Origin of the sequence: Curtobacterium sp. MCPF17_031, from assembly GCF_003234035.1 — a bacterium.
GTDB lineage: Bacteria > Actinomycetota > Actinomycetes > Actinomycetales > Microbacteriaceae > Curtobacterium.
In genome coordinates this window covers 279,307-295,540 of sequence record NZ_QKSG01000002.1, presented here as the reverse complement: position 1 = coordinate 295,540, position 16,234 = coordinate 279,307, and the positions used below count along the sequence as shown (strand labels likewise).

Genomic DNA, 16,234 nt, shown 5'->3' with positions numbered 1-16,234 from the left:
TGATGCCGGGCAGTAGAACTGCGAGGCGACCGTTGAAGGACCACGCGCTGGTGTGGCGGGTCACGACGCTGGTGTTCGTCGTCATTGTGGCTACCTGGTTGACCGTTTGGATCGCTCAAGTCCCGGTGGCCAAAGCAGCGGCGGCAGGGGTGATCGGGTTGGCCTACGGGTTCTTGTTGGGCTTCCTCGAACCTCGTCAGGCTCTGATACGAGCGATCATCCCCTTCACGATCCCCGCTGGCTTCATCGTCTTGGTCGGAATCGGCGGTGTCTTCCGCGCATCATCGATGATGTGGCTCCTGACGGCGGCGGTTGCCGTCGAGTACGGCAGATCTGCACGTGGCCGACTCCGCCGAACATCGAGCGATCCGAGCGGCGAAGCGTAGGTCTCGTGTCGTGTCGTGTCGTGTCGTCTCGTGTCGTGTCGTGTCGTGTCGTGACCGCGACGTGACAAAGTGTGGTAGCTGCAAGTACATCGGGCGATGAGCAAAGTGAGCGGTGTTCGGCAGTCAGCGCACCTTCATCCGCTGCATGTCGCAGTCAGGCCGGAAGGGACTGTACCCAGCGGGTCAAACCGCGGAGTTCCTCATCGTGCAGGATGAGTGGGGGCGGCGTGTCCATAGCAGCCGGAAGCATCAGCAGAGTTTCGGCCGGCACCTGAGTCGTCCACGGCTCCGCTGCTGACGACGGACCAGCGGCCTCCGGCCAGCACAAGAACATCAGTGGTGAGCTCGACGATTCGGCGATTCCCTGCTGCTTCCGCAGGACACGATCGAGATCTGAGACCCGGAACTGCGCACTCAACTGAACAGTACGGACGACGACGGAACGAACCAAGCGTCGTCGTCGACCGACGGCGAGTGGTGCCCACTCAGCTCGGGCAGACGTGCCGAGCCATGGCGCAACCTCGGTCAGCGCCCACGCGGGCGGCTCTGGGCTCTTGATCTGCCGGAGACGATCGAACACCGCTTCAGCATAGGCGTCTGCCCCGATTGATCGAACTGGTCTGGAGAGGGGAAGACCGCTGTCGGCGGGATCAGCGGCGCCCCGGTTGCGGCGGGATGGAGGTTCAGGCCGCGCCGTAGCGCGGGCCGCCACTGCCGCTTCAGCGTCACGTATGGCCAGCGCGGCAGCAGTCGCAGACAAGGCGCTGGCGCGGACAGCGACTCTCGGGCTCAACGTGTCGGCCAGCGTCGGCGGCGTCACGGGCATCGTCACCGACACCGCGCACCTCACTCTCCAGAACAGTGGGTACTACCCGCAATGACGCAGACGAAGCGCTGGCGTGGACAGCGACAGCATCCGGTGAACGTGATCGCGGCGGTGTGCCTGCTGGTCGTGGGTATCGGTGTCCCAGTCGGCGTCGCGGGCGGGCACGCCGCTCTTCTCGCCCCCTACCTGGCGGTGGGTTTCGTCGCCGGACTCGTCTGGGGAGGAAGTGTGTTCGCACTGCTCCGACCGGTGACGGCGTCGTTGCTCCTCGTCGTGGGGATCTTCGGCGCGATGGTCCTCTTCACCCGTGTCCTCGACGGGTGGGATGCGGCCCTGCTGCCGTGGATCACGTGCAGTTTTGCCGGGTCTGTCTTCGGCGCGCACCTGCGGTGGATGGTGGAACGTCGCCGCGTCTGACCTGAGGTCAGCGGGGGAGCGTGTGCACCCACTCGCGGAACGAGTTCAGTGCTGGTCCCAGCAGCTGCACCGTCGGCGGCGTCTCCAGCGGATCGACGAGCAGGGTCAGGCTCTCCGCGGGAGCATCGTGGAGCCAACGCCCGGCGGGTGAGTCGTCAGCGGCGTCGTCCGGCCACATCAGGAAGGCGATCGGCGGCTGGTTGACGTTCTCGGCGGTGTTGAGGTCGTGGTCGACGAGCTGCTGGACCTCACGTACCGCGAACACCGGTGAGACCGTGCCGTCGAAGAGCATGACGCCCGGGATGGTCTTGCCCTTGCGGCCGATCGGCAGCGGGACGCACTGCGCCGAGACGCCGTCCGACTGCCAGGGCGCCAGCGTGCCGAGATCGACCGGTTCCGTGTCGCGTCGTGCTCGTCCGAACATGGGGCGAGTCTAGGCTCCCGGTGTGCGGGGGCGGCTGGAACGACTGGCGGACGCGGTCGACGCGATCGTGCCACTGGTGCGCGAGGTCGACGACGTCGGCGGCCATGCCGCGGAGCGCTTCCAGGGGCACGCCGACCGGCTGCGGAGGGACGAGCTCACCCGCTCTCAGCGGAACGTGGCCCTCCGTGACCTCGAGGCGCTGCTCGGTGCCGGCTCCGGACGGCTCTCCGACCGGTACCTGGTGCACGACGACGGCCGCCCGGACCTCGAGCGGTCCGGGCGGTTCAGCGAACTGGTCGGCCGGATCCGTTCGCAGGCCTGGTGGCTCCGACACGCCCCGTTCTGACGACCCTGTCCTGCACCGTTCGGAGTCGGGGTGGCGGCGTCCCCAGATCGGGGCGTCGTGCTGACAGGTGCCGCCCCGCTGCGGTAGACAAGACAGCACGCCGGAGTCGACCCGAACGACGCCGAGCGGACGGTGCCGCCCGTGGACCCTGGATCCGCCGATGACACCGTTGCCAGACCCGTGCGCGGCGACCGCGTGCACGGGGCTTCGGGGATCAGGAGGGGACGCCGTGCACCGCAGGGACGGTTCGACAGGGGTGCGCCGATGACGGCGTTGGACATCGGGCGACGCGACCGTCGTCGACTGACCGTCGGCACGCCCCGACGCCGACTCCTGGCGGTCCGGACCGTCGCCGTGCTCGCCGCGGTGTCCGGCCTGAACTACGTCGGATGGCGCTGGGTCGCATCGGTGAACTGGCACTCGTGGTGGATCGCCGTGCCGTTGATCCTGGCCGAGACGTACAGCGTGATCGACTCGGTGCTGTTCGCGTTCGGGGCGTGGAAGCTCCGCGAGCGCGGGGAACCACCGACGAAGCCGAGCACCGACGTGACGGTCGACGTCTTCATCACCACCTACAACGAACCGATCGACCTGGTGATGCGCACCGCCCTGGCCGCGAAGGCGATCACGCACCCCCACACGACGTGGATCCTCGACGACGGCAACCGCCCTGAGATGCGTGCCGCCGCCGAGGCCGAGGGACTCGGGGTGATCACCCGCGGCAAGGACTGGGTCGATCGCCCCCGGCACGCCAAGGCCGGCAACCTCAACAACGCCCTGCTCGCCACGCAGGGGGAGTTCCTGCTCATCCTGGACGCCGACCAGGTACCGGAACCATCGATCCTCGACCGCACCCTCGGGTACTTCAAGGACGAGCGGATGGCCCTCGTGCAGACCCCGCAGTGGTTCGAGAACGTCCCCGACTCGGACCCGCTCGGCAGCCAGGCACCCCTGTTCTACGGGCCGATCCAGCAGTCGAAGGACGGCTGGAACGCCGCGTTCTTCTGCGGGTCGAACGCCATCCTCCGGCGCGAGGCCCTGATGCAACTCGGGATCACGCGGTACGTGCGCGAGGTCGAGACCAGTGTCCAGCGCACCATCAAGACCGCGAAGAAGCTCCTCGGACGCTCCCGTGAGAACGAGACCGACGAGCGCGTCCTCGTCGCCCTCGACGATGCCGAGGCGGTCGTCGACCGTGCCCGTGAGGAGGTCGCGGCCGGCGAGCCGCTGGGCGACGTGACCTACCGGTTCCAGCGCGGCATCGACGCGATCGCGTTCCGGTTCGCCGCCGCCGACCTCGAGTCGGTGCGAGCGGACCTGCAGGAACTCGCGGCGATGTCGACCGACGCGAACACCTTCGCCGGTCTCGACGACGCCGCGCTCGACGTCCTCGGACAGCGGGGTGCGTCCCCGGTGGCGGCGATCGAGTCGATCGCAGTGCTCGCCCGTGCCCTCGACGTGGACCGCGACGACGAGGCGCAGGCGATCATGCCGCTGGCCACGATCTCCGTGACCGAGGACATGGCCACCGCGATGCGCCTGCACGGCCTCGGCTGGCGTTCCGCGTACCACGACGAGATCCTCGCCAAGGGGCTCGCGCCGGAGGACCTCGAGACCATGCTCGTCCAGCGGCTCCGCTGGGCGCAGGGCACCATGCAGGTCTTCTTCCGCGAGAACCCCCTGGTGCAGAAGGGCCTGTCGTTCGGGCAGCGCCTGATGTACTTCTCGACCATGTGGAGCTACCTGTCCGGCTTCGCCGCCGTGGTCTACATCGCCGCCCCGGTGCTCTGCCTGTCGTTCGGTGTCGTGCCGGTCCAGGCCTACAGCTCCGACTTCTTCGCCCGGCTCATCCCGTTCCTGGTGCTGAACCAGCTGCTGTTCTGGGTGGTCGCCGCGGGCAGACCGACATGGCGCGGACAGCAGTACTCGCTGGCGCTGTTCCCGGTGTGGATCGAGTCCGTCACGAGCGCGTTCGAGAACGTGTTCCGCGGTCGGCCGCTCGGCTTCCGCGTGACGCCGAAGGTCCGCGACACCACCGATGCGAAGCCGCGCTGGGACCTGGTGAAGCCGCAGCTCATCGCGATGGGGGCGCTCGCCGCCGCCCTGGTGATGATCGGGATCCGGTACCTGACCGGGCAGGCGGAGGGCATCGCGCCCCTGGTCAACACGGCCTGGGTCGTCTTCGACCTGTTCATCTTCAGCATCGTGATCCGGGCGGTCCGGTACCGCGGGCCCGAGACCCCGGTGCCCCTGGAGCACGAGTCCACGACGGTCGGAGGACCACTGTGAGCACGCACGCGAGCATCGACGTCCCCGCGGTCCCGGCGTCGCTCGACACCGTGCAGGACACCTTCGCCGCCTGGTGGGACGGCCAGGGCATCGACGACCCCACGATGCGGTTCCGGTTGGAGACCGCCCTGGTGGAGGTCGCCGCGAACGTCATCGAGCACACCCGTCGGTCGGACACGCAGGAGGGCCGTCGGTTCGTCCTCGACCTGACCGCTCGGGACACCGAGCTCGTCGCCGTCCTGTCGGACAACGGCATGCCCGCGGACATCGACCTCAGCGCCGTGACGATGGCCGACCCGGAAGACGAGGGCGGCCGAGGGCTGGCGCTGGCGATCGCGGCGCTCGACCGCCTCGACCACCACCACGAGGGTGGGCGGAACGTGTGGGTGCTGGTGTGCGCTCGCTGAGGCAGCTCGGGACGCGGGTCGTCGCCCTCCTGGTCGTCCTCGGTGTGCTCCTGCTCGGCGGAGCCCTGCCGGCGACCGCCACCCCGACGCCCACCCCGACAGCCGCCCCGACGCCCACCCCGAAGTCCGCACTGACCCCGCCGACCGGGAAGACCTGGTTCGGCCCCGACCTCGACTGGGGCTCCGACGCCCCCGACGGCTACGAGGGCCGGCTCGACGCGATCCCGTCGATGTACGGGGTCGAGATCGCCTACCCGGTCGATCGGCGGGCCGAGGAGCAGTTCCTCCGCTCCACCCGGGCGGCCGCCGCGCAGGGCGCCGTGCTCGTCGTCAGCCTGGTGCCGGACCAGTCCCTCCGATCACTGACCAAGGCCGACGCCGGACGCGCGAACACCCTGTTCGAGCAGGCCCACCGGCAGTACGACACCCAGCTCCTGGTCCGCTTCGCCCCGCAGATGAACGGCACGTGGGTGCGGTGGGGGCAGCAGCCGACGCAGTTCGTGCGGGCCTTCCGGACCGTGGCGCGGCAGGTGCACACAGGGAACTCGGACGCCCGCATGGTGTGGTCGCCCTCCTACGGTGCCGGCTACCCGTTCGGCTCGTCGGCCGGCCGCCTGGCGGACCTGTCGGCGACGGACACCGAGAAGCTCGACACGAACGGTGACGGCCAGATCACCGCGGCCGACGACCCCTACGAGCCGTACTGGCCCGGGGCGTCGTCCGTCGACTGGGTCGGCCTGTCCATGTTCTACTTCGGCAAGGGCAAGGCCACCGAGGCAGCGGGTCGCGACGTCCCGCTGACGAGCAACGACGTGCCGGCGTCCGACGAGGTCGCGCAGCGCTTCGCCGAGCGCTGGGGCTACGACCGGCAGCAGCCCGGCTCGTTCGTCGACCGGTTCGCCGTCGAACGTGATCGCCCGATGCTGCTGGACACCGGCGCGCTCTACGACCACTCACTCGGCGGTGCCGGCGAGCTGCAGGTGAAGCAGGGCTGGTGGCGGCAGGTCATCGCCGAGGTGCGGAAGACCCCCGAGATCCGCGGGGTCACGTTCATCGAGGCGAACCGCCGTGAACCGGAGGCCGGCAACCGTGTGGCCGACTGGCGCTTCGCGAAGGCCCCGGGCACCGCGGGTTCGTTCCGCACGGACCTGCAGGGCGCCGACCAGTTCGTCTTCGGCCCGGTCACCGACCGGGTGACCCCGCAGCAGGGCGCTGCCGCGACGAACCAGCAGCTCGACACCGGCGGCGACCAGATGGCGTGGATCGTCTGGCTGGCGGCAGGGCTCGCGCTCGTGTTCGTCCTGAGCGGTCTGGTCGGACGGTTCGTGCCGAGCTGGCGGTACCCGGACGACGGCAAACCGGGGCGTGACCTGCGCCTGGACCTGTTCCGCGGCTTCATCATCCTGGCGGTGGTGATCACGCACATCGAGGTCTCCGGCCCGTACTCGTACCTGACGCTGCACGCGGTCGGCGCGATCACCGGCGCCGAGATGTTCGTGTTCCTCTCCGGCATGGTGCTCGGCATGGTCTACCCCCTGGGCGTCGCCCGCTTCGGCGAGTGGGCGTCCGCGGTCGGCGCCTGGAAGCGTGCCCGCAAGCAGTACGTCGTCACGCTCGTGGTGATCCTCATCGTCTTCGCGTTGAGCTTCGTCCCGCTGCTCGACACCGACGCGATCACGACGTTCACCGACCGCGGCACCGGCCTCGACGGGGTGCAGGCAGAGGGACGCGTCTACGACCTGTACCCGAACGCGATGCAGCTGTTGGCGTACCCGCCGCCCTGGTACGCGATCCGGCAGTTCCTGCTGCTCGAGATGGGCCCGTGGCCGTTCAACATCATGGGTCTGTTCGTGGTGCTCAGCCTGTTCATCCCGGTGTTCATGTGGGTGATCCGCCGCGGGTACTGGTGGGCGCTGCTCGTCGTCAGTTGGGCGCTCTACGTCTTCCAGGCGGTGCACCCCGAGTTCAAGCCGCTCAACGCGCAGTTCGACGCGGTGTTCCCGCTGCTGACCTGGCAGGTGGTGTTCACCCACGGCCTGGTGCTCGGCTACTACCGACGCCAGATCACCCGGGCGCTGACCGGACGGCTCGGCAAGGTGCTCATCGGCGTGCTGGTCTGCGGGTACGCGGCGTTCCTGGTCTACGTGTGGGCGGGCGACCGGTTCGCGTTCACCCCGGCACCGTTCCCCGCGACCATGTACCAGGACCTCTACAACACCGCGTACCAGCGTGTGGACCTGCAGTGGGGTCGCCTGATCGACATCGCCTTCTTCGCGATCGTCTCGTACGCGATCCTCACCGTGTTCTGGAAGCCGGTGAACGCGGTCATCGGGTGGCTGTGGATCCCGCTCGGGCAGGCCAGTCTCTACGTCTTCGTGTGGCAGGTGTTCTTCGCGCTGGTGATCGCGTCACTGCCCCTCGACTACGGCAACGTCTGGATCGGCACCGCCGTCCACACCGCGCTCATCCTGCTCAGCTGGTACATGGTGCGGCGGAAGTTCCTGTTCTCCGTCATCCCGCGCTGACGGTCCGACCGCAGGGCGGCGACGGAACGGACGGGAGGCCCGTCACCAGCTGGTGACGGGCCTCCCGTCCGTCGTCCGCCCCGTCCGCCGGGTCGCGCCGTCAGTCCCCGTACTGCCGCGTGAGCTCCCGACGCAGCACCTTCCCGCTCGGACCGATCGGCAGCACGTCGACCACGTGGTAGACCCGCGGGTACTTGAACGAGGCGACGCGGTCGCGCACGAACGCGTCGAGCGCGTCGGACCCCGCCGCGCCGTCGCGGAGGACCACGGCCGCGTGCACCTCCTGCCCGTGCACCGGGTGGTCGACGCCGAACACCGCGGCCGAGGCGACGTCCTCGTGCCGGTGCAGCACCGCCTCGATCTCGGACGGGTAGACGTTGTACCCGTTCCGCAGGATGAGGTCCTTCTTGCGGTCGACGATGCTGACGTACCCGTCGTCGCTCAGGACGCCGATGTCGCCGGTGCGCAGGTACCCGTCGGCCATCGCGGCCTCGGTGGACTCGGGGTCGTCGAGGTAGCCGAGGAACAGGTTGTGCCCCCGGACCACGATCTCGCCCGGTTCACCGACCGGCACCGGCACGATGCGTCCCTCGACCTCGGCGTCCGCCACGACGACGTCGACACCCCACACGGCGGGACCAACGCTGCCGGCCCGGCTCGGGACGCCGCGTGGGTTCACCGAGATGACCGGAGAGGTCTCGGTCATGCCGTAACCCTCCTGGATCGGCGCCCGGAAGGTCGACTCGAAGCGTTCCAGCACGGCGGCGGGCAGGGCGGCGCCGCCGGAGACGCACCAGCGGAACGGCGGTCGGGCGTCGTGCTGCTCGGCTGCCCCGAGGAGCGCGATGAACATCGTCGGGACGCCGAGGAACGCGGTCACCTGCTGGTCGGTGCACAGCTGCAGCGCGGTGGCCGCGTCGAAGCGGGGGAGCAGCACGATCGTCGCTCCGCGGCGGAGCGTGGTGTTCATCACGACCGTCTGCCCGAACGTGTGGAACAGCGGGAGGCCGCCGAAGACGACGTCCTCCTCGCGCAGGTCGAACACGTCGATGATGCAGACGTTGACCTGCTCGACGAGGGCGAAGTGCGACCCGACGGCACCCTTGGGCTGCCCGGTCGTGCCGCTGGTGAACAGGATGGTGGCGGGGTCGAGCGGGTTCGTCGCGACGACGGCGTCGAGCGGCTCGCCCTCCGACGCCAGCGCGGTCAGCGAGAGGACGTCGTCGCCGGCCCCGACGCCGACGACGAGTGCACCGGTCTCGGCGGCCGCGGGGCCGGCCTCGCCGAGCACCGAGCCGGCGGCGACGAGCACGCGGGCGCCGGAGCGGCCGAGGACGTGGGTGATCTCCTCGCGCTTGAACAGCAGGTGGATCGGGACGACGACGGCGCCCATCGCGAGGACGGCGAAGTACGCCACCAGGAACTCGGGCACGTTCGGCAGCATCACCGCGACCCGGTCGCCGCGCTCGACTCCGCGGGCGCGGAGGCCACCGGCGGTCGCGCGGACCCGCTCCCAGAGCTCGCCGTAGGTCAGTTCGTGGACGCCGTCCGGCATCGCGGTGAGGACGGCGGTCTTGCCGGGGTGCCGTCGTGCGCCCTCGGCCACGATCGTGGCGACGTTCAGTGTTCCCGGTCCGGTGGTGCTGGTGGACATCGTGCCCCTCTTCGTCGGTGCGGGCGTCGTCGCCCTCGTTCGCGCCGCTGGTGAGACGACGCTGCGCGGTCGTCGGGTCCGACCGCCCTCCCGACGCTACCCAGCACGGGCGGTCCGCATGCAGCCCCCGTTCGGCGGACAGGGCGCCGTACCCGGGTCGCACCACGACGGACGGGAGGCCCGCGGCGATCCCGCCACGGGCCTCCCGTCCGTCCTGGTGTGCGCTGGTGCGCGACGCTCAGCGCGACGCGATGGGCGTGGGATCCACCGGGTCCGGCGGCACCGGCAGGGAGCCGCGGATCTGGTTCTGCGCCTGGCAGTCGCTCGTGCAGTTCGTCGCGCCGGCGCTGAGTTCGACGGCGTCCTCGCCGAGCACCCCACCGAGACGGCCGCCGGGCTGCACCGTCCAGGTGGTGGTCGTCGCCGTCTGCGAGGTCTTCGTGGCGACCTGCGGGCTGTCCTTGCCGAGCAGCATCTGGTGCGCGTCGCTGCCGGCGGTCACGGCGGCGGTGCCGTCGCCGAAGTTGACCTTGCCGGTGTACGGGTTGACGAAGTAGAACAGTCCGGCACCGAGCGTGTGGGTGAAGGTGACGGGACCGGCGAACTCGGTCTCCATCTGGAAGATCCCGCCCTGCGCGCCGTCCTTCGCCTGGATCTTGAACTTGCCGGCGCCGGTGCTGAAGATCGCGACGAGGGTGTCGTCTCGGACCTCGAGTGACGACAGCCGGGTGCCGGCGAGCTGCGCGGCGGTGAGCGAGGGCACCTTCGACGCGAACACGACCGTCGGCTTCGTGACCATCCGCTGCGAGTCGGGCGCACCGGTCAGCGTGTAGTCGTACACCCCGAGGTCGGCGAGCCGGATGTCGAAGCCGTTGTGCTTGCCGCGGACCGCGATGGTGCCCGAGACGGCGGTGTCCCGGAGCTTGTAGTCCTTGCCGACGGCGGGGTTCGTGGTGGTGCCGTTGACCGTGACGGCGTAGTCGCCGCCGGTCGAGGTCTTGCCGGACGCCTGTGCCGGGGCGACCCCGACGAGGGCGACCGCGGCGACGGTGGCGGTGGCGAGGGCCGCCGCGAGGAGCGTGGTCGTCCCGCGGGTGCGGCCGGTACGGCCGGTGCGGTGGTCGGTGGTGGTGGGCATGGTGTGCCTCCTGTGCGGGGCGGTTCGAGAGTCCGGACCGGTTCGATGTGCGGGGCGGTTCGACCCCTCGGCACGATCGTCGCCGTTCCACCACACGGGCACCATCGGACCTTGGTACTAGTACCCGTGGTCCCGCGCCCAGAGCGCCGCGGTCGTGCGGTCCGCCACCTGGAGTCGCCGGAAGACGCTGCCGACGTGCACCTTGACCGTCCGTTCGGCGATCCCCAGCTCGGACGCGATCTGCCGGTTCGACAGCCCGCGGGCCAGGCGGACGAGGACCTCCCGCTCGCGCGGCGACAGCACCGGCCCGGACGTGGCTGGTGCGGCGTGCGGATCGCGCACTGCTTCCGCCGCGGGCAGCAGGCTCCGGGCGACCCGTGGGTCGATCGGCACCTCGTCGCGCGCGGTCGCCCGCACCGCCCGTACGACGTCGTCCGGGGTGGCGTCCTTGAGCAGGTAGCCGGTCGCCCCCGCAGCCAGCGCGGCCCGGACCCGGGCGTCGTCGGCGAAGGTCGTCAGCACGAGCACCCGGGCGGACGGCAGACCCACGTGCAGGCTCGCGGTCGCGACCACGCCGCCGGCACCGGGCATCGACAGGTCCATCACCACCACGTCGGGACGGAGCGCGAGCGCCTGGTCGACGGCGTCCTCACCGGTCGCGGCCTCACCGACCACCTCGCAGTCGTCGGTCGTGTCGAGGACCGCACGGAGACCACCGCGGACCAGGGCGTGGTCGTCGACGATCAGCACCCTCACCATCCGGACTCCCTCCCGGCGGGGACCGCGAGCTCCCAGGTGGTGCCGGCACCCGGGGCGGTCCGGAGCAACAGCGAGCCGTCGGCGTCCTCGGCGATCTGGCGGAGCAGGGTGGTGCCGAGGTGACCGCTGCGTCGTGACCGGAGCACGGCCTCCGCGTCGAAGCCGACCCCGTCGTCGGACACGCGGACGACGAGCTCGTCGTCCCGTCGGTCGACACGCACCCGGACGGTGGTCGCACGCGCGTGCCGGACGGCGTTCGCGACGGCCTCGCGGACGAAGCGCACGGCGGCGAGCAGCGCCGGGGGAGCGGCCGAGACGGTCGCGGGCACGTCGAGTCGCACCGCGAGACCGGCCGCGCGCCCGCGGGCGGTCGCGTCGTCGAGCGCTGCGCGGAGCCCGTCGCGGTCGGGGGCCGCCGGTTGGATCGCGGACATGGACGACCGCAGGGCCGACACCGCGGACCGCAGCGTCGTCGCGGACTCCTCGAGCACCGTGGCACCGGGTCCGGGCATGCTCCGGGCGGCGGCACCGAGGCCGAGCGCGAGTCCGGCGATGTCCTGCACCGGACCGTCGTGCAGGTCGGCGGCGAGACGGCGGCGCTCGGCGGTCTCAGCATCGAGGGCCCGGACGAGCAACCGCTCCCGGTCGTGTTGGCCGGAGCGCAGCCGCAGCAGCAGCCACAGCACGACGGGCAGCAACAGTGCGATGCCGACGCCGACGGTGCCGAACGCCAGCGTGGCGAACGCCGAACGGAGCGAGGCCGCGCTGCCGAGGACAGCGTCGTACGGGTAGTACACCTCGAGCAGCAGCGCGTCGCCGGAGGGCACGTGCACCGCCTGGTAAGCCTCGAGGAGCGGCCCCTGCCCCCGCTCGTACCGGTTCTCCGGCGCGGTCAGGTCGGACACCTCGGCGTCGGAGCGGTCGGACTCGAGCGCCTCGAGGTCGTCCTCGGACAGTGCGAACCGCTGCCCGACCAGGCGGGGTTCGTCGGACCACAGGACGGTGCCGTCCGCGGCCCAGAGCTTCACGCGGACTGCACCGGTCGCGGCGGTCACGGCCCGCACGGCGCGGTCCAGCCGGTCGGCGGCAGCACGACGGTCGGCGGCGGACGCCCCCGGGTCGGCCACGGCGTCGAGCAGCGCCGGTTCCACGACCGCGCGGGCGACGGCGGCGGTGTCGTCGGTCGCGTCCGCGACGGCGAACCCTTCCGCCGTGCGCTGCGAGACGAGCGTGCCGACCGTCGCCACGGCCGCACCACCGAGCAGGGCCGCGAGGACCACGCCCACCAGCACCCGTCGCCACGGTACCGACCGGGCCGGGCGGCGACGCAGGTCGCGTCGGACGACGAGCACGGCGTCGTCGCCGTACTCGGAGTCGAGGGTTCGTCGTCCGGGCACAGGGTCACCGTAACCCGCGCCCGAGCGGCCCCGGACGTGACGGGAGGCCCGTGGCGATCCCGCCACGGGCCTCCCGTCGAGGTGTCGACGTCGCTGCGTCAGCGCTGCTTCGTCGTCGCCACGAAGAGGTCGTCGAACAGCCCCTGGTCCTCCGTGGGCTGCTCGCCGTGCTTCCAGCGACGGCGCAGACGGCGGATGGTGGTGATGCGCACCGGATCGACGCCCGGCTCGGTCTCGTACAGGCCCATGGTGTCCCTTCCCGTCGGCGGTGACCCCCGTGCGAGGGGTCCTGATCGTGTCCGACGGTACGGCCGCGTTCGGAGCCACGCCCGGGCAAGTAGGTCGAGAAGTTACCCATCCGCGTTGCATGGACAATTCGCCCGGGTGCGAACCGACTGGCCCATAACCTGCCTTACGACGTGGGCGGCACCCCGCCGTCGAGCGCCCCGACGATGCGGTCGACGATGCGGACGAGGCGTCGGCGCTCTCGTTCCGAGAAGGAGGACAGGAGTTCGTGCAACTGCTCGTTGGTGCCGTCCAGCGCCGCTGCGAACACCTGCTCCTGGCCGGGCGTCAGCTCGATGAACCGGCTCCGACCGTCCTCCGGGTTCGGGACGCGCTGCAGGATCCCCTGACGTTCCAGCCGGTCGATCACGCCCGTCACCGCGGGCCCCGTGAGGCCGAGGTGCGACGTCAGGTCCTTCACCCGGACCGAGCGGTCGCCGCTCCTCGCTCGCCAGACGTACTGCAGGACCGACAGGTCCGTGCCGGAGACACCGGTGCGGTCGCGAAGGCGGTTCCGCAACGCGGCCGAGGCATGCTCCAGACGGGTCAGGGCACCCATGACGTCGAGGTCACTCACCGGATGCCCTCCTCGGTGCGTCGCGGCACACCGGAGTGGGGACCGGCGTGCTCGCCGCAAGGGTATCCAGATACCGCTGGTCTCGAGCACAGCGTGGTGACGACGTGAGCGAGTCGCTCGCTCCGGAACCCCGGGAGACCCGGGAGCCGGCCGGACGGGAGGCGCCCGCCGACACCGCGGTGCCGGTGCGGTTCGAGGTGGCCGGCTCCGACCCCGACGCCGCCGTCCGCGACCTCGCCGGCATCTACTCCGGCAAGCAGTGGCTGTCACGACGGACCGAGGGGGAGTACTCCTACCGCTACACGGCGATCGGCGACTCCGAGGTGTCGATGCGCCGGTCCACCATGAACGGCTTCCTCCGCGGCGCGTCGGCACCCGGAGACGACCTGGTGATGAGCTGGCTCACCGCGGGCTCCGGCACGCCGGACGTCCTCCGTGACCGGGTCGCCCTGCGTGTCGGAGTGCCGATGCTCTTCCCGGCGCACCGCGACGTCGTCTTCGTGGCCACCGACTACGACCAGCAGCTCGTCCACCTCGACCGTGGGTTCGTCCGGGAGGTCGCCGCCGAACGCTTCGACGTGGGCACGCGTGAGATGCGCTTCGACCACCTGCGGCCCGCGGACAGCCTGATCGTGCGGCACTGGCGGGACTCCCTCGGTGCCCTGGCCCGCGCACTGCGGGAGGGCGGGACCGGCTCCCTGGTCTGGCACGAGGCGAAGCGGCAGACCGTCGACGCCTTCCTGCGGGTCGTCCCGCCGCAGCTCGACCAGCTGCCCGCGGAACTGCTGCACCCGCGGCAGGCGAAGCTCCGAGCCGCCGTCGAGCACATCCACGCGCATGCCGACGACCCGATCACGATCACCGAGCTGGCGCAGGTCGCGGGGCTCAGCGTCCGCAGCGTGCAGGAGGCGTTCCGGCGCACCTTCGGGGTGTCGCCGCTGAGCTACCTGCGGCAGGTGCGGCTGGACCGGGTGCACGAGGAGCTGCTCGCGCTCGACCCCAGGACGGTCTCGGTCGGGCAGGTCGCCACCCGCTGGGGTTTCGCGCACCTCGGACGGTTCTCGGCGTCCTACGCGGAGCGGTTCGGCGAGTACCCCAAGCAGACGCTGCGGCGCTGAGGCGCGCCTGCCGGACGCCCGGAGGCGCTACGGTTCCGCCATGACCGGTACGCCGATGACCGCCGAGGCACCGCCGACCCCGCTCCGGCGTCGAGCGCTGGTGTCGTGGGCGCTCTGGGACTGGGGCTCCGCCGCCTTCAACGCCGTCGTCACGACGTTCGTGTTCAGCACGTACCTGGCCAGCCGGGCGTTCGTCGACCCGGCACTCGTCGCCGCCGAGGACTCGTCGTCCGCCGCGGCCGCCGCCGTCGAGCGCGAACTCGCCCACAACGCCGCGGTCGTCTCCACGGCGCTGACGATCGCCGGGATCGTCGTCGCCCTCGTCGCGCCGGCGATCGGCCGGCTCGCGGACACGTCCGGCCACCGGAAGCGCTCGGTGCTCATCGCCACGATCGGCATCGTCCTGTCGATCGTCGGCATGGTCTTCGTCGCGCCCGAGCAGCCGTACCTCGTGCTCGGGGCGGCCCTCATCGGCATCGGCACCGTCGCCTACGAGATCGCCTGCGTCGGCTACAACGCCATGATCGGCCAGGTCGCCACCGGGCCGAAGACCGGCCGCGTCTCCGCGATCGGCTGGGCCGCCGGGTACTTCGGCGGCATCGTGCTGCTCATCGTGCTGCTGCTGCTCTGCATCCAGGACTTCGGCGTCACCGGCAAGGGTGGCTTCCTGCAGTTGCCCGCGACCGTCGCGACCGGGCAGTGGGACGTCCGTGTCGCGATCGGCATCGCCGCCGTCTGGCTCGCCGTCAGCTCGATCCCGCTGTTCGTCGTCGTCCCGGAGGCGCCCGCCGACCCCGACCGCCGCGCGTCGATCTGGTCCGCCTACGCCGACCTCGGCCGCGACGTCGCCCGGCTCTGGCGCACCCGGCGGAACGTGCTGGCCTTCCTGCTCGCCAGCGCGGTGTTCCGCGACGGCGTCGGCGCGGTGTTCACCTTCGGCGGCATCATCGCCGCGCAGGTGTTCGGCTTCAGTCCGTCCGGCGTCATCATGTTCGCGATCGTGGCGAACGTCGTCGCCGGCATCTCCACCGTGGTCTCCGGACGGCTCGACGACCGCTTCGGGTCCCGGCCGCTCATCATGGTGTCGCTCGTCGGCCTGTCGGTGTTCGGCACCGCGGTGCTCTTCGCCGGGTCCGCGCAGGCGTCGTTCTGGGTGCTCGGTCTCGGGCTCTGCATGTTCGTCGGGCCGGTGCAGTCGTCCTCCCGGGCGTACCTGGCGAAGCTGGCGACGCCCGGCCGCGAGGGGGAGCTGTTCGGCCTGTACGCCACCACCGGGCGGGCGGCGTCGTTCATCGCGCCGGCGCTCTTCGGGGTCGCGGTGACGATCGGCGGCTCGACGCGGTACGGGATCCTCGGCGTCGTCGTGGTGCTCATCGCCGGACTCGTGCTCATGGCCTTCGTCCGCGACGAGTCCGCAGCGCCCGCCGCCTGACGCGCGGGACCTGCCGCCCCGCCCCCTTGCGGCCGCGCCGCGCCGCGCCTCCCCGCGCCCCTCTGCGGCTGCGCCGCGCTCTGCCTCCCCGCGGCCGAGCGGTCACGACACCCCGCTCACTTCCGCCGAGGTGTCGCGATCCGTCCCTCTCGCGCGCCCAGAGCGACGCATCGTGGCCTCTCGACGTGGGGCAGCCGGGGGTGTCACGGTGGCCGGCGGGCGGGAGGCGCGGTGCCGGACGCGGGGCGTGCCTC

Annotated in this window: 16 protein-coding genes; 9 read left to right on the top strand and 7 right to left on the bottom strand. The window is 71.2% G+C overall.

The window, feature by feature from the left end; all coding sequences use genetic code 11:
• The first annotated feature begins 32 nt into the window (after positions 1-32).
• From DEJ31_RS04400 to DEJ31_RS04395, 3 genes are all read left to right on the top strand, one after another.
• Complete coding sequence (locus DEJ31_RS04400; protein WP_146236781.1) at positions 33-386, top strand: hypothetical protein; 354 nt, start codon at positions 33-35, stop codon at positions 384-386.
• Between the two features lie 731 nt (positions 387-1,117).
• On the top strand, positions 1,118-1,267 hold the full coding sequence (locus DEJ31_RS17135) for a hypothetical protein (protein ID WP_181421627.1): 150 nt from the start codon (positions 1,118-1,120) through the stop codon (positions 1,265-1,267).
• Positions 1,264-1,629, top strand: a complete 366-nt coding sequence (locus DEJ31_RS04395; RefSeq protein ID WP_146236782.1) for a hypothetical protein — start codon at positions 1,264-1,266, stop codon at positions 1,627-1,629. Before DEJ31_RS17135 ends, DEJ31_RS04395 begins: the two co-directional genes overlap by 4 nt.
• A gap of 7 nt (positions 1,630-1,636) precedes the next feature.
• On the opposite strand, the gene DEJ31_RS04390 is transcribed toward DEJ31_RS04395, so the two are convergent.
• Positions 1,637-2,053, bottom strand: a complete 417-nt coding sequence (locus DEJ31_RS04390; protein ID WP_110904305.1) for a hypothetical protein — start codon at positions 2,051-2,053, stop codon at positions 1,637-1,639.
• A 22-nt stretch (positions 2,054-2,075) separates the two neighbouring features.
• Between DEJ31_RS04390 and DEJ31_RS04385 the strand changes: the two genes are divergently transcribed.
• The 4 genes from DEJ31_RS04385 (at position 2,076) to opgC (ending at position 7,620) form a co-directional block, all read left to right on the top strand.
• Entirely contained in the window at positions 2,076-2,399 is a 324-nt protein-coding gene (locus DEJ31_RS04385) for a hypothetical protein (RefSeq protein ID WP_111044703.1), read from the top strand.
• 264 nt (positions 2,400-2,663) lie between these two features.
• The gene (locus DEJ31_RS04380) at positions 2,664-4,688 is read left to right on the top strand and encodes a glycosyltransferase (protein ID WP_111121272.1); all 2,025 of its coding nucleotides are present in this window, start codon (positions 2,664-2,666) and stop codon (positions 4,686-4,688) included.
• A complete protein-coding gene (locus DEJ31_RS17130) occupies positions 4,685-5,095 on the top strand; it encodes an ATP-binding protein (protein WP_110905280.1) in 411 nt (136 codons plus the stop codon). The genes DEJ31_RS04380 and DEJ31_RS17130 overlap by 4 nt, the downstream gene beginning before the upstream one ends.
• Positions 5,083-7,620 (top strand): OpgC domain-containing protein, encoded by a 2,538-nt coding sequence (gene opgC / locus DEJ31_RS04370; protein ID WP_111121271.1) that lies wholly within the window; start codon positions 5,083-5,085, stop codon positions 7,618-7,620. Before DEJ31_RS17130 ends, opgC begins: the two co-directional genes overlap by 13 nt.
• A gap of 100 nt (positions 7,621-7,720) precedes the next feature.
• On the opposite strand, the gene DEJ31_RS04365 is transcribed toward opgC, so the two are convergent.
• The 6 genes from DEJ31_RS04365 to DEJ31_RS04345 form a co-directional block, all read right to left on the bottom strand.
• On the bottom strand, positions 7,721-9,274 hold the full coding sequence (locus DEJ31_RS04365) for an AMP-binding protein (RefSeq protein WP_110903374.1): 1,554 nt from the start codon (positions 9,272-9,274) through the stop codon (positions 7,721-7,723).
• A 238-nt stretch (positions 9,275-9,512) separates the two neighbouring features.
• Positions 9,513-10,412 (bottom strand): hypothetical protein, encoded by a 900-nt coding sequence (locus DEJ31_RS17125; protein WP_181433452.1) that lies wholly within the window; start codon positions 10,410-10,412, stop codon positions 9,513-9,515.
• Between the two features lie 117 nt (positions 10,413-10,529).
• Positions 10,530-11,171 (bottom strand): response regulator transcription factor, encoded by a 642-nt coding sequence (locus DEJ31_RS04355; protein ID WP_111044610.1) that lies wholly within the window; start codon positions 11,169-11,171, stop codon positions 10,530-10,532.
• Entirely contained in the window at positions 11,165-12,568 is a 1,404-nt protein-coding gene (locus DEJ31_RS04350; RefSeq protein ID WP_181433451.1) for a sensor histidine kinase, read from the bottom strand. The genes DEJ31_RS04355 and DEJ31_RS04350 overlap by 7 nt, the downstream gene beginning before the upstream one ends.
• A gap of 98 nt (positions 12,569-12,666) precedes the next feature.
• Entirely contained in the window at positions 12,667-12,816 is a 150-nt protein-coding gene (locus DEJ31_RS17120; protein WP_181421545.1) for a hypothetical protein, read from the bottom strand.
• 164 nt (positions 12,817-12,980) lie between these two features.
• Positions 12,981-13,430 carry a MarR family winged helix-turn-helix transcriptional regulator gene (locus DEJ31_RS04345; RefSeq protein ID WP_111044612.1) on the bottom strand — a complete coding sequence of 150 codons (450 nt, stop codon included), beginning with the start codon at positions 13,428-13,430 and terminating at the stop codon, positions 12,981-12,983.
• A 104-nt stretch (positions 13,431-13,534) separates the two neighbouring features.
• Here DEJ31_RS04345 and DEJ31_RS04340 point away from each other — a divergent pair, with 104 nt between their 5' ends.
• Both DEJ31_RS04340 and DEJ31_RS04335 read left to right on the top strand, forming a co-directional pair.
• Positions 13,535-14,548 carry a helix-turn-helix transcriptional regulator gene (locus DEJ31_RS04340; RefSeq protein ID WP_110903370.1) on the top strand — a complete coding sequence of 338 codons (1,014 nt, stop codon included), beginning with the start codon at positions 13,535-13,537 and terminating at the stop codon, positions 14,546-14,548.
• A gap of 40 nt (positions 14,549-14,588) precedes the next feature.
• A complete protein-coding gene (locus tag DEJ31_RS04335) occupies positions 14,589-15,980 on the top strand; it encodes an MFS transporter (RefSeq protein WP_258366144.1) in 1,392 nt (463 codons plus the stop codon).
• The last annotated feature ends 254 nt before the right edge of the window (positions 15,981-16,234 follow it).